Genomic DNA, 12,872 nt, shown 5'->3' on the forward strand with positions numbered 1-12,872 from the left:
ATGAGTTACTTCACGGGAGACCGTGTTTACGATGGGAGAGACGATGTCAGAGAGAGTTCTAGGCGGACGCTACACGGTGCAGGACAAAATCGGCACCGGTGGCATGGCCATTGTCTACCGTGGCCTCGACGAGGTCCTTGGCAGGACCGTGGCAATCAAGACGATGCTTCCGCAGTATGCGGCAGACCCCTCCTTCGCAGCTCGCTTCAAGCAGGAGGCCCAGGCTGCAGCCGCACTGCAAAGCCCCTACATCGTCGCCGTATACGACTGGGGCAAGGACGGCGACACGTACTACATCGTCATGGAGTACCTGCGCGGAACCGACCTCAAGAGCGGCATCCGCAAGCACGGTGCCCTGGACGGCAAGAAGGTCGCACAAATTGGCTCCCAGATTGCCCAGGCGCTTTCCGTCGCACACAGGCATGACATCATCCACCGCGACATCAAGCCGCAGAACATCATGGTCCAGCCCGACGGCAACATCAAGGTGATGGACTTTGGCATCGCACGTGCCAAGAACAGCCACCTCACGCAGGACAACTCTGTCCTGGGCACCGCTCACTACGTCTCTCCCGAGCAAACCCAGGGCAAGGCGCTTGGCCCCACCACGGACATCTACTCGCTCGGTATCGTCATGTACGAGGCCGCCACGGGCAAGGTTCCCTTCGACGGCGACGACGCGATTTCGGTCGCGCTCAAGCAGGTGAACGAGCTTCCCGTTCCGCCCAGCCAGGTCAACCCCGCCGTCGACGCGTCTCTTGAGTCGATCATCCTCAAGTGCATGCAGAAGAACCCCGACGACCGCTTCCAGACTGCCGACGAGCTCTACCACGTACTGCGCGACTACCTCTCGGGACGACTTGCCGCCGTCAGCAACGCCACGGCCATGATGAACCCCGTCGGAGCGGTGCCCGTAACGACGCCCCTCTCTCCCGTCAGCAGCACGCAGAGCATGTCCCGAATCAGCGAGACGGGCCGAATCAAGCCCCAGACCGCAACCGAGAAGGCCCAGCAAGAGGCAGAGGAGAAGGAGCGCAAGCACAAGCGCCGACTCATCTCCGCCGCCATCGTGGGCGCCATCGCAGTCGTAGCGATCATCGTCGGCGTGTTCTCGATGTTCGGAAACAACGCGACGCAGCCCGTCCCGAACCTGCTCAACCTCACGCAGGAGCAGGCCCTGAGCCAGATTGACGAATCTGGGTTCTTCCAGCGCGGAACCGTAAAGGAGGAGTACTCCTCGTCCGTCGCCAAGGGCCTCGTCATCGACCAGGACCCGGATCCCGGACGGCAGGTCTCCAAGGGCACGCAGATCAATCTCGTCATCTCCAAGGGAGAAGAGCCCGCAGAGACGGTAACCGTGCCCGACCTTACCGGTATGACCCCCAGCGAGGCCGAGGCCGCGCTCACCAAGGTCGGTCTAGTCGGCCAGGCGGGCGACTCCGTCTACGACAGCGACACGCCGGTGGGCACCGTCGCCCAGCAGAGCCCCAACGGAGGCGCCACCGCAAAGGCCGGCGATACCGTAACCTACCAGCTCTCCAAGGGCCCCGAGACCGTGGACGTTCCCGACGTCACGGGACAGACCGAAAGCGATGCGACCGCACAGTTGAAGGATGCCGGCTTCGAAGTGCAGGTCACCACGGCCGAGAGCAGCTCCGTGGACAAGGGTTTGGTCATTAAGCAGTCCAAGACCGGCACCGCCGAGAAGGGCGCAACGATCACGATCACGGTTTCCACCGGAAATTCGAAGGTCAAGGTGCCGTCGGTCGTCGGTATGCAGCAGGACGCCGCAGAGGCCGCTCTCGCAAATGCCGGCTTTAAGTACAACGTCGTCACCACAACGAGCGACGTTTCCTCGGGCCAGGTAATTAGCCAAGACATTACGGGCACGGCTGACCCTGGGACAACGGTCACCATCAAGGTTTCCACAGGGCCCGAACCCTCCACGGACGGCCACAGCGGCACGGGCGCCGCGAACTAGCCTATCCGCACAACGCCAAAGCAACCCATAGGGCACCTACGCTCAACACACAGTGCGACGTGGGTGCCCTTTTTCTGCGTCGGCGGGCGCCTCGAGCTAGCCCCCCAGCAACTAGCCCCCCCCAGCAAGCCGTGTCGCGCACCAAACAAGAAACGGGAGGCGATGCGTTGCATCGCCTCCCGTCCAAGTCAGTTCTTCTGTCGCAACTCGCTCGCGGCGAGGCGCAGGGAATTAGTCAATCGAGACCTTGGTGACGTTGGCCTTCTCCTCCTGCTTCGGAACGTTGACGGTGAGGATGCCACCCTCGAGCTTTGCGCTCAGGCCAGAGGTCGAGGCGTCCTTGAGGTAGACGCCACGGGACGCCTTCCACTCCGTGGATTCCTTGTGCAGGTAATTCTTGCCCTTCTCCTCGTCGGACTCCTTCTTGTCGACCGAGATGGACAGGCGGCCTTCATTGAGCTCAACGTCGATCTCGTCGCGCTTGACGCCCGCAAGCTCCGCGGTGATGACGTACCTGTCGTCCGCGTCCTCGACGTTCATCTTGAAGCCCGCGTCGGTGCTTAGGGTGCTCAGCGGCGAGAAGAACTCGTCAAATGCGTCGAGCGGCCAAGCCCTGCGGAGGGCCCTGTCAAAGTTGCCATACGGAACCATGCTTGCCATAGCGAATCACTCCTTGCGATTTGGCGCCTCTTTTGGACGCCCCTGGGTTCGCTGTTATATGTTCCCACTGCCGCAAGATTTATACTCAGTTCAAAAGGTTTTCTAAGTTACAAATACTAAGCAAATCTAAGTAAGGTTACATTAGGTTTTATGACCCTTCCCCCACGTTAGTGCCAAGAACGCTATTTTCGGAAGGACGGTCACGACACTGCCGTATCATGAGATGCGAGAGTGTGGGAGGCCATAGGGGGAATCTATGTCAGACGTTGACGACTTCGATCAGAGCCCAAGCCAGACGCAGGGAGCGTCCGCCCCGGGGCCCGAGCAGCCGCGTTCAGCCACGTCGGAGCAGGACGCTTGGCAGAATTCCCAACCACGTGCGCAGCAGCCGCAGCAGGAGGACCTGCCCTGGGCAAAGCGACCGGCAGGCCAGCCCTCGACCGACCCTCTATTCGGGAAGAACCACCCCAGCAACATCCCGCCCTACGTGCGCCAGAGGGCTCCCCACAAGACCCAGGAGGCCATCAACGACCTGAGCGAAGACGGCAACATCAGCACGAGCGGCTACGCACATGACTCCAACATCACCGTAAGGGGGGGCGCGCTTTCGGGCAGCAGGACCTATCGCCGTGCCCGAAACGACCGAAGCGGCTTCACGGGTGGCCAGTATGGTCAGTACCTCGAGGTACCCAAGGGCCGCAGGACCATCTTCGAGTCACGCGAGCGCGCAAAGAAGCGCCGTGCGACCATCGGACTCCTGGTCATCATTCTTGCCCTGACACTGGTCGTGCTCCTCATCGCAAAGATGCTGGGCAACTAGTCCCAGGGGTCTCGCTCGAACAGGGGCTCCGCCGCAGGCCGCCTATCGGAATAGGGATCGTAGCCATCGTCGTCCTCGTTTTCCGCACGGATGAAGGGGTCGTTCGCCGGCTGGGAGTCTCCCGTGGATCTTGGGCCGCGCACTTCTCCCCTTGGCTTCTTTGCAACGGAACGCGAGTCGGCCGCCTTGCCCGAATCCTGTAGAACGTCCTCTCGCGGCTCGCTTTCGCCGGCCATGCGAATCACTCCTATTCCGTAAAGAGGTCGATCGTCGCGACATAATCGCAAACGCCGCCGAACCCCTGGATCCTTCCGTCGTATATCGTCGAGAGCGCACACGTGGCGCAGGCGTGGCGCGTGCCGTCGTAGCTCCAGACGAGCACGGTCCAGGTGTAGTCTCCCTCAACCCCACTGCCGCAGGCGAAGGTCATGCCACCGGCACCAGAGGGCACCATGCCTCCGGGAGCCTTGATGTCGTCTTGCGTACACAGGTCCTGGATGTTGCCAAACCCACAGGCGTTGGCAACCGACTCCACAGCCGAGCGGTCGTCGGTCGTCACGCCGGAAAGCTCCGATGCGTCCATGTCGAGACGTATCCCGTTGAAGAACGTGCCGTCCACGCCATGTCCAAGCGACTCGCCCGACGGAATGCCGTAATGGTGCGAGAAGGGCTGGTCATCGAACACGACGGTGGCGTGGGCAGCGTTATAGACGATCTCGTAGCCCTCGCCTTCGCTTTGCGAGCTCGAAAGTGCAAAGCCCTGCTCGCCCAGGAACTGTTCGAGCTTGTCTGTGGGACAGGAGAAGTACTCAAGCAGGTGACGGTAGTCCTCGGGAACGTAGGCGGAGACGCTGAGCTCCACAGCGCCGCCGGCAGATATCTTGGTGCCTTGGTCGGGATTGACCGCCACGACGGTGCCGGCCGGCTTCTTGGAGCGGACGTAGGCCACCTTGGGGCTCAGTCCCGCCGCAGTGACCTTCTTACTCGCCTCGGCCTCCTGCATGCCGAGCACGTAGGGCACGGTGTAGGCCTGGGCAACGGTAATCGTGATGGTGTCTTGAGAGGAAAAGGTCTGGCCGGCCTCGGGACACACCGAGACAATGCTCCCCTCGGGGTCGTCAGAAGAGACGAACTCGATGGCTACGTTCTCGGCACCAGCGTCCTCGATTGCCTTGCGACCCTCCTCGAGCGGCTTGCCCACCACGTCGGGCACGACGTGGGGCGCGGCGACCACCAGGATGACCTGGGAACCCTCTGCCACGCGCGCCCCCACCGGGGGGCGCGTCTCGAGCACGATGCCCGCCGTCTTGTCGCTCGGCTGATCCTCCACCACGACCTGGAAGCCACGAGCCTCGAGCTTCTCGGTAGCTGCACGCCGCGTGTAGCCCGTGACCTCGGGAATGCTTCGACCACCCCAAAGCTCCATGCCATAGGTCACGAACGCTGCGACGGCGGCAAGTCCTGCCGCAACCAAAGCCGCGGCGACCACGACGGCACGCCTGCGACGTTTCCTTTCCAGCTGGGGCTCCTGCGGGACGCTCGTGCTCGGCGGCCTCACGGAGCGAAGCACGGTCTTCTCGGGCGAAACCTGCCCGAAGCTGTCGAGGCTGTTCACCGCAGACCCCGAGGCGTCCTCGACGACGTCCTCCGAGTTCTGCGAGAGAGGCGTCGTCGGCTCGGCAGAGGGATCGCTCAGGCGACCCTGCATCGGCTTGGCCTCGGCTGCCGGCTCCTCGACCTGCCCCGCATCCTCTTCGAGTCCCATTTATGCCCCCCTCTCACCAGCTTTTGCATCATTATCGCGCATCCCTGCTCGCCTGAGCGCCACACGTGGCGCAGGCGCAACCGAGAGGGGCTGCCGGACGTCTGCCCGGCAGCCCCTTGGACCACACCATGTCGTTCTTCTAGCACAAGAACCAGGTCGACCTTCGCATCGATGCGCACCGCAACCCCCAGGACAGCCCGCGGGCCGCTTCTACTACTCCACCCCATCGGCCTCGATCGGGTCGACATCTGAATGAGCCCCTGGTGCCTCGGAGCTCGCCGCGTGAGCATAGACGGAAGGCGTCTCGACGCGCTCGGCGAACAGGCGGTCATCCGCCCCAACGTCAACGCGCACCGTATCGCCCTCGTGCAGCTTGCCGTCAATGACGAGGCCTGCGACGTTGTCGACCACCTGGCGCTGGATCAGGCGCTTGAGCGGACGCGCTCCATAGACGGGGTCGAGGCCGTCAAGAGAGAGCGACTGGATGGCAGCCGGAGTCAGCTCGAGCGTGATGCGCTCGCGGGCAAGGCGCCGGCGAACGTCTGCGAGTTGGATGTCCACGATCTTCTCGATGTCGCCAAGGCCAAGCGCGTGGAAGACCACGACGTCATCGATGCGGTTGAGGAACTCCGGCTTGAACGTCGCACGCAACGCATCGTTCACCTGCTTCTGAACGGCATCGGGATCGCTCGAGGCAGTCGCGCCGGCGATAAACTGACTGCCGACGTTGCTGGTCATGATGATGATCGTGTTCTTGAAGCTCACCACGCGGCCCTGGCCGTCAGTCAGGCGGCCGTCGTCGAGCACCTGGAGCAGGACGTTGAACACGTCCGGATGCGCCTTCTCCATCTCGTCCAGAAGGATGACGGAATAGGGACGGCGCCGAACGGCCTCTGTCAGCTGGCCACCCTCGTCGTAGCCCACGTATCCGGGAGGGGCGCCGATAAGGCGCTGGACGCTGAACTTCTCCATGTACTCGGACATGTCGATGCGCACCAAGGCCTTCTCATCGTCGAACAGACGCTCGGCGAGCGTCTTCGCGAGCTCGGTCTTGCCGACGCCAGTGGGGCCTAGGAAGAAGAAGCTTCCCAGCGGACGGCTGGGGTCAGACAGGCCCGCGCGGCTGCGGCGAACGGCGGCAGCTACGGCCGAGACAGCCTCATCCTGCCCGATGACGCGCTTGTGCAGCTCATCCTCGAGCCCCTTGAGCTTGTCCATCTCGCCCTGCATCATCTTGGAGACGGGGATGCCGGTCCACGAGGAGACCACTTCCGCGATCTCCTCACTCGTGACCTCCTCCTTCAGGATGCCGCCGGCTTCCTGCTTGGCAGAAAGTGCCCGTTCGGCCTCGTCGTACTGGCGCTGCAGCTCCGGAAGCGTGCCATAGCGCAGCTCGGATGCCTTTGCGAGGTCTCCCGCGCGCGTGGCGAGCTCAACCTGACCCTTGGCCTCCTCGATCTTGCCCTTGAGATCCTGGACCCGGTCGATTGCACCCTTCTCGTTCTGCCAATTGGCCTTCATTCCATCAAGCTTCTCGCGCGTGACGGCGATCTCCTTGCGAAGCGCCTCCAGCCTCTCGCGACTCGCGGCATCCTCCTCCTTCAGGAGGGCCTGCTCCTCGATTTGCATCTGCGTGAGCTGGCGATCAACGGCGTCGATCTCGGCCGGCATGGAGTCCAGCTCCATGCGCAGGCGCGATGCGGCCTCGTCTACCAGGTCGATGGCCTTGTCGGGCAGAAAGCGCCCGCTGATGTATCGGTTCGAGAGGTCGGCCGCAGAGACCAGCGCCGCATCGGTGATGCGAACGCGATGGTGCTGCTCGTACTTCTCCTTGAGGCCGCGGAGAATGCTGACGCTGTCCTCGACGCTGGGCTCGCTCACCAAGACGGTCTGGAAGCGGCGAGCAAGGGCCTGGTCCTTCTCGATGTACTTGCGATACTCGTCCAGCGTCGTGGCGCCAATGGCGTGGAGCTCGCCGCGGGCCAACGCGGGCTTGAGGATGTTGCCCGCGTCCATCGACCCCTCGGTGGCGCCGGCGCCCACGATGGTGTGGAGCTCGTCGATGAACAGGATGATCCTGCCCGCGGACTTCTCGACTTCCTTCAGCACGCTCTTGAGGCGGTCCTCGAACTCGCCGCGGTACTTTGCGCCGGCGACGAGCGCGCTCATGTCAAGCTCGACGATGTCCTTGTCGCGGATGGTGGAGGGGACGTCGCCGGCGACGATGCGCTCAGCAAGTCCCTCGACGATGGCGGTCTTGCCGACACCTGGCTCACCGATAAGTACGGGGTTGTTCTTGGTGCGGCGGCTCAGCACCTGGATGGTGCGACGAATCTCCTCGACGCGGCCGATGACGGGGTCGAGCTTGCCCTGACGGGCAAGGTCGGTCACGTTGCGACCATACTGCTCGAGCGCCTCGAACTGCGTCTTCTGGTCCTGGGAGGTCACGCGCTCGTTGCCGCGCAGGTCCTCATAGGCCTCCTGCACGCGCCTGCTCGTTACGCCCGCGGCCTTGAGGGTGCCACCCGCCTCAGTCTTGTCGTCGGCCAGGGCACACAGGAGATGCTCGCTGGTCACATAGCTGTCGCCCATCTTCGAGGCGAGCTTCTCGGCCGCGTCACCCACGCGCGTAAGCTCGCTCGAGATACCCATCTGGCTCATATCGCCCGTCACGCGCGGGGACTTCGCAATCTCGTCGTCGACCTGTGCCTCGACCTGGGCGGGATCGGCACCGACGCGCTCGATGACAGCACTCAGGTTGCGCTCTCCCGAAGACAGCAGCGCCTTGAGCAGATGGATGGGCTTAACCTGCCCCGCCTCGGCGTCTGCGGCAATGGAGACTGATGCCTGCAGGGCTTCCTGGGCGGTAACCGCCCACTTGTCGAACCTCATGCTTTTCTCCCTTCTGGGAAAGTCTTTATCAAGGTTCATTGTTCCCCGCGGACAGGGGTCTAAACAAAAATCTAAGTCCTTATTTGATAGATTTTCTGCGCGTGGTAGAGGAAACCGAGATACGGCCTCCGTGTCCCGCCCTCCCTACGCGCGAGACGGTCACAGCCAAAAAGCACCCCCCGGCGAACGCGAGGGGTGTCCCGTACTACGTTTTGCGCTTGTTGTCACCGACGCGCACAAGAAGCGCCTGCCACGAAGCGGCAAGACGGCCTTAGGCCTCGCGACCCCCGCCGTTTGAGAGGAGCCCGCGCATGACCTGCTCGGGTCCCGCACCGTCATAGCGCGCGAGAGCCGTGATCTTCTCGCGCATCTTGAACTCGTGCACCTCGTCCTCGAGCTCGCGTACGCGCTCACGCAGGCGATCGATCTGCTTGTCGCGCTCGACCGCGCGCTCTCGCATGTCAAGAATCCTGACCACGCCGGCAAGGTTGATGCCCTCGTCCGTAAGCTTGCTGATCAGGTTCAGGCGCTCGATGTCGCCCTGGGAGTAAAGGCGCGTGTTGCCCCGCGACCTACCAGGTGTTACAAGGCCTTTCTGCTCGTAGACGCGCAGGGTCTGGGGATGCATGCCGGTCAGCTCGGCGGCCACGCTGATCATGTAGAGGGGCTTGTTCTTGCCCTCTGCCTCACTTTGTGCCATAGCGCTCAACATCCTTCCTGTAGTCGCGCGTATCCGCAGAGCGAAGCGCCTCGAGAGCCTCGCGCTCCTTCGTGCTCAGTCGCGTGGGAACCTGGACCCGGACCTTCACGTACAGGGCACCGCGAACGCCCTTGTGCTTGACGTCAGGTGCACCAAGGTCACGGAAGCGGAAGGTCTTCCCGTCCTGGGTTCCGGCCGGAACCTTGAGCCTGACCTCCGTCCCATCGGGCGTCGGCACGTCGACCGTGGCACCTAGGGCCGCCTCGAACACGCTGATGGGAAGCTCCATGCGAACGTCGGCACCATCACGCTTGAACAGGTGGTGCTCCGCAACGCGCGTCGTGACGACAAGGTCGCCACGGGCCCCTCCGTTCATACCGTACTCGCCGCGGCCGCGATAGCGAAGCTTGCCACCGTCAACAGCGCCCGCAGGCACCTTAACGGTAAGGGACTGCTTCTCGCCGGTCGAGGGGATGGTGTAACTCACCTTGCGCTGTGCGCCGGAAAAGGCCTCGTCCGCATCGACCTCGATGACCATGGTGAGATCGCCGCCCTTGACGGGCCTCGTGGACTGACGCCCGCCCGGTTGTCCGCCAAAGATGCTCGAAAAGTCGAAGCCGCCAAAGGCACCGTCGCCGGCGCGGATGTTGTCGAAGATCTCCGACCAGTCGGCACCCGCACCGCCCGTGTAGGTATACGTACGGTTGCGGCCACCGGATCCGCCAAAGTCGGCACCGGGAATGCCGCCAAACATCAGCATCTGGTCGTACTCGCGCCGCTTCTGCGGGTCAGACAGCGTGGTGTATGCCTCGCTGACCTCCTTGAACTTACGCTCGTCGCCACCCGCGTCAGGATGGTACTTCGCCGCAAGCTTGCGAAAGGCCCTTTTTATCTCATCGGCGTTGGCATCGCGCTTGACGCCCAGCACGTCGTAGTAATTTCTCTTGTCTGCCATGCGAAGCTAACGCCCCCTTTCAATGGCTGCGCCCGAACCTGTCGGTCCGGGCGCTCGTCTTACGCTTTACTCTGCGTCAGAGTCCGAAGCAGACTCTGCGTCGCCCTTCTCGTCCCCGTCAGACGAAGCCGGGCGCTTAGGGCCTCCAAAGGTAACCGTGACCATCGCGCTGCGAATGGTCTTGCCACCCATCGAATAGCCCTTCTGGTAGACCTGCGCGACGGTCTCGTCGTAAACGTCAGCGTTCTCCTCGCGACCCACCGCCTGGTGGTTCATGGGATCAAACGCCTCGCCTGCGGGATCGATGACTTCTACGCCCTCCTTGTTCAGGATCGAGAGCATCTTGTCGTGGACCGCATTGACGCCGTCGACGAACTGCATCAGGTTCTCGTCGTCAGAAGCGGTCTTGGCGGCATGCTCCGACGCGCGCTCCATGTCATCAAGCACGGGAAGCAGGTTCAGCACGAGCTTCTCTGCGGCGCGCTGCTTCTCGTCGAGGCGCTCCTGCGCGGTACGGCGGCGGTAGTTGTCCCAGTCAGCCTGGAGGCGCGCGAGGCGGTCGACCGCGTCAGCGGCCTCCTTCTTGGCAACCTCAACCTGTCCCATGGCATCGTCGAGCTGCTGCTGAAGGTCATCACGCTCGCCTGCGGCCTTCTCGGCCTCGGCCTTGAAGTCAGCCTCCGCCGCAGCCTCGCCGGCGCGCTTGGCGGCCTCGACCTGCGCGGACTCATCGTCAAGCTCCACGTCAGCCGTGGGTGCCTCGGTCTCGGCTTCGGGCGAGACGTTCTTGTTCTCCTCGTCTTCGACGGGCACTTTCACGTCACACTCCTTCGTGGTGTCGACGGGGCGGCCCCGAAAGGCCGCCCCGCAATGTCTTGCTACTGCAATAGCCGGAATTACTTGTCGTCGTCAACGACCTCGTAGTCGGCATCGACAACGTCATCGGGGTTGCTCGTTGCGGCGGGGCCGTCCTGAGAGGTCTGCGCCTGCGCGTCAGAGTAGACGATCTCGGCGAGCTTGTGACCAACCTCCTGGAGCTTCTCGCCAGCGGTCTTGATGGCGTCGATGTCGGAGCCGTCGAGGGCCTTCTTGGCGTCGGCAACGGCCGCCTCGACCTCGGACTTCATGTCTGCGGGAACCTTGTCGCCGAGGTCCTTCAGGGTCTGCTCGGTGGAGTAGCACAGCGAGTCGGTCTGGTTGCGGACCTCAATCTCGTCCTTGTGCTTCTTGTCCTCCTCGGCATGGGACTCAGCGTCCTTCACCATGCGGTCGACCTCGTCGTCGGACAGGGCCGTGGAGCCGGAGATGGTGATCTGCTGCTGCTTGCCGGTGCCCTTGTCCTTAGCGGTAACCTTGACGATGCCGTTGGCGTCGATGTCGAAGGTAACCTCGATCTGAGGGACGCCGCGACGTGCGGCAGGGATGCCGGTCAGGTTGAACTTGCCAAGGCTCTTGTTGTCGGCGGCCATCTCACGCTCGCCCTGGAGGACGTTGATCTCAACGGAGGTCTGGTTGTCCGCAGCGGTGGAGTAGACCTCGGTCTTGGAGGTCGGGATGGTGGTGTTGCGGTCGATCATCTTGGTCATGACGCCGCCCATGGTCTCGACGCCCAGGGAGAGCGGCGTGACGTCGAGCAGCAGGATGCCAGAGACGTCACCGGTAAGGACGCCGCCCTGGACAGCCGCGCCGTCGGCAACGACCTCGTCAGGGTTGACGGACATGTTCGGCTGCTTGCCGGTCATGGTCTTGACGAGCTCCTGGACGGCGGGCATACGAGAGGAGCCGCCGACGAGAATGACCTCGTTGACATCGGAGATCTGGAGGTTCGCGTCACGCAGGGCCTTGGTGACGGGCTCCTTACAACGGTCGAGGAGGTCGCGGGTGATGCGCTCGAACTCCGCACGGGTCAGCGTGTAGTTGAGGTGCTTGGGGCCGGTCGCGTCAGCGGTGATGAACGGGAGGTTGATGTCGGCCTGCTGGGCAGAGGAGAGCTCCTTCTTGGCGTTCTCGGCGGCCTCCTTGAGACGCTGGAGTGCCATGGGGTCCTTACGCAGGTCGATGTTGTTCTCCTGCTGGAACTTGTCAGCCATCCAGTCGATGACCTTCTGGTCCCAGTCGTCGCCGCCCAGGTGGTTGTCGCCGCTGGTTGCCAGAACCTCGACCACGCCGTCGGCAAGGTCAAGCAGGGAGACGTCGAAGGTGCCGCCACCAAGGTCGAAGACGAGAACCTTCTGGTCGATGTCCTTCTTGTCCAGGCCGTAGGCCAGTGCGGCCGCAGTCGGCTCGTTGACGATGCGCTGGACGTTGAGACCAGCGATCTTGCCGGCGTCCTTGGTTGCCTGACGCTGGGCATCGTTGAAGTAGGCGGGGACGGTGATGACGGCGTCGGTGACCGGCTCCCCCAGATACTTCTCGGCGTCAGCCTTCATCTTGGCGAGCGTCATTGCGGAGACCTGCTCTGGCGTGTACTCCTCGCCGTCGATCTCGACGACGGCACGGTTGCCGGTGCCGCTCTTGACGCTGTACGGAACGGTCTTGAGCTCGGAGCCGACCTCGTCGTAGCGACGGCCCATGAAGCGCTTGATGGAGAAGACCGTGTTCTGCGGGTTGGTGACCGCCTGGTTCTTTGCGGCCTTGCCGACGATGCGGTCGCCGTCGGCGCGGAAGCCGACGACGGACGGCGTGGTGCGGTCGCCCTCGGCGTTAACGATGATCGTAGGCTCGCCACCCTCGAGGACCGCCATAGCGGAGTTCGTGGTGCCAAGGTCGATACCAAGAATCTTGCCCATGGTGCTGTTCCTTTCTTCTGCCTTGGGCGCCGTGACTTCCTGCCAGGGCTGCGCGAGGCTTGTTTCCTTGTTGTACGTCTAGCATTGTTCCCATGCGTTTTGATTCTATACATTATCTAAGTCTAGACACATTAGATTTTTTAATCTTTCACAACGCAAGGAATATGCAGGTCATAGGCATAGCCCCGCCCACCGCATGCCAGAGCTTGATCCGCGCCTCACATTGTCCCGAAAGATTTCCGGTGACGTCAAAACCCGCGCGTCTCGCTGGCGGAAAGAGCAAATAGACGGATAATCCCAAGAGGCGAAC

The 12,872-nt window shown here is 62.9% G+C and carries 9 protein-coding genes and 1 pseudogene; 2 read left to right on the forward strand and 8 right to left on the reverse strand.

Features of this window, described 5'->3' with window-relative positions; all coding sequences use genetic code 11:
* The first annotated feature begins 43 nt into the window (after positions 1 to 43).
* A complete protein-coding gene (gene pknB / locus B5D13_RS05000) occupies positions 44 to 1,981 on the forward strand; it encodes a Stk1 family PASTA domain-containing Ser/Thr kinase (protein WP_078687239.1) in 1,938 nt (645 codons plus the stop codon).
* Between the two features lie 231 nt (positions 1,982 to 2,212).
* On the opposite strand, the gene B5D13_RS05005 is transcribed toward pknB, so the two are convergent.
* Positions 2,213 to 2,641, reverse strand: coding sequence for an Hsp20/alpha crystallin family protein (locus B5D13_RS05005; RefSeq protein WP_078687240.1), 429 nt, complete (start codon positions 2,639 to 2,641; stop codon positions 2,213 to 2,215).
* 256 nt (positions 2,642 to 2,897) lie between these two features.
* Between B5D13_RS05005 and B5D13_RS05010 the strand changes: the two genes are divergently transcribed.
* On the forward strand, positions 2,898 to 3,461 hold the full coding sequence (locus tag B5D13_RS05010) for a hypothetical protein (protein ID WP_078687241.1): 564 nt from the start codon (positions 2,898 to 2,900) through the stop codon (positions 3,459 to 3,461).
* Here B5D13_RS05010 and B5D13_RS05015 read toward each other — a convergent pair.
* From B5D13_RS05015 to dnaK, 7 genes and pseudogenes are all read right to left on the reverse strand, one after another.
* A complete protein-coding gene (locus B5D13_RS05015) occupies positions 3,458 to 3,697 on the reverse strand; it encodes a hypothetical protein (RefSeq protein ID WP_078687242.1) in 240 nt (79 codons plus the stop codon). The genes B5D13_RS05010 and B5D13_RS05015 overlap by 4 nt on opposite strands.
* Before the next feature lie 11 nt (positions 3,698 to 3,708).
* Entirely contained in the window at positions 3,709 to 5,226 is a 1,518-nt protein-coding gene (locus tag B5D13_RS05020; protein ID WP_078687243.1) for a PASTA domain-containing protein, read from the reverse strand.
* A 213-nt stretch (positions 5,227 to 5,439) separates the two neighbouring features.
* On the reverse strand, positions 5,440 to 8,118 hold the full coding sequence (gene clpB, locus B5D13_RS05025) for an ATP-dependent chaperone ClpB (protein ID WP_234970710.1): 2,679 nt from the start codon (positions 8,116 to 8,118) through the stop codon (positions 5,440 to 5,442).
* Positions 8,119 to 8,389: 271 nt separating this feature from the next.
* Positions 8,390 to 8,818 carry a heat shock protein transcriptional repressor HspR gene (locus B5D13_RS05030; protein WP_078687244.1) on the reverse strand — a complete coding sequence of 143 codons (429 nt, stop codon included), beginning with the start codon at positions 8,816 to 8,818 and terminating at the stop codon, positions 8,390 to 8,392.
* Positions 8,805 to 9,773 carry a DnaJ C-terminal domain-containing protein gene (locus tag B5D13_RS05035; RefSeq protein WP_078687245.1) on the reverse strand — a complete coding sequence of 323 codons (969 nt, stop codon included), beginning with the start codon at positions 9,771 to 9,773 and terminating at the stop codon, positions 8,805 to 8,807. Before B5D13_RS05035 ends, B5D13_RS05030 begins: the two co-directional genes overlap by 14 nt.
* A 66-nt stretch (positions 9,774 to 9,839) precedes the next feature.
* Entirely contained in the window at positions 9,840 to 10,592 is a 753-nt protein-coding gene (locus tag B5D13_RS05040) for a nucleotide exchange factor GrpE (RefSeq protein WP_078687246.1), read from the reverse strand.
* Positions 10,593 to 10,669: 77 nt separating this feature from the next.
* Positions 10,670 to 12,574: pseudogene (gene dnaK / locus B5D13_RS05045) on the reverse strand (molecular chaperone DnaK); the annotation flags it as partial.
* Positions 12,575 to 12,872: the final 298 nt, after the last annotated feature.

This window comes from Olsenella sp. KH1P3 (assembly GCF_900167315.1).
Taxonomy (GTDB): domain Bacteria; phylum Actinomycetota; class Coriobacteriia; order Coriobacteriales; family Atopobiaceae; genus Olsenella_J; species Olsenella_J umbonata_A.

Bases quoted from the DNA above. Each gene is read 5' to 3' on its own strand.
- B5D13_RS05010 (WP_078687241.1), top strand. From the start codon at position 2,898: ATGTCAGACGTTGACGACTTCGATCAGAGCCCAAGCCAGACGCAGGGA.
- B5D13_RS05035 (WP_078687245.1), bottom strand. From the start codon at position 9,773: ATGGCAGACAAGAGAAATTACTACGACGTGCTGGGCGTCAAGCGCGAT.
- clpB (WP_234970710.1), bottom strand. From the start codon at position 8,118: ATGAGGTTCGACAAGTGGGCGGTTACCGCCCAGGAAGCCCTGCAGGCA.
- B5D13_RS05030 (WP_078687244.1), bottom strand. From the start codon at position 8,818: ATGGCACAAAGTGAGGCAGAGGGCAAGAACAAGCCCCTCTACATGATC.
- B5D13_RS05015 (WP_078687242.1), bottom strand. From the start codon at position 3,697: ATGGCCGGCGAAAGCGAGCCGCGAGAGGACGTTCTACAGGATTCGGGC.
- B5D13_RS05020 (WP_078687243.1), bottom strand. From the start codon at position 5,226: ATGGGACTCGAAGAGGATGCGGGGCAGGTCGAGGAGCCGGCAGCCGAG.
- pknB (WP_078687239.1), top strand. From the start codon at position 44: ATGTCAGAGAGAGTTCTAGGCGGACGCTACACGGTGCAGGACAAAATC.
- B5D13_RS05005 (WP_078687240.1), bottom strand. From the start codon at position 2,641: ATGGCAAGCATGGTTCCGTATGGCAACTTTGACAGGGCCCTCCGCAGG.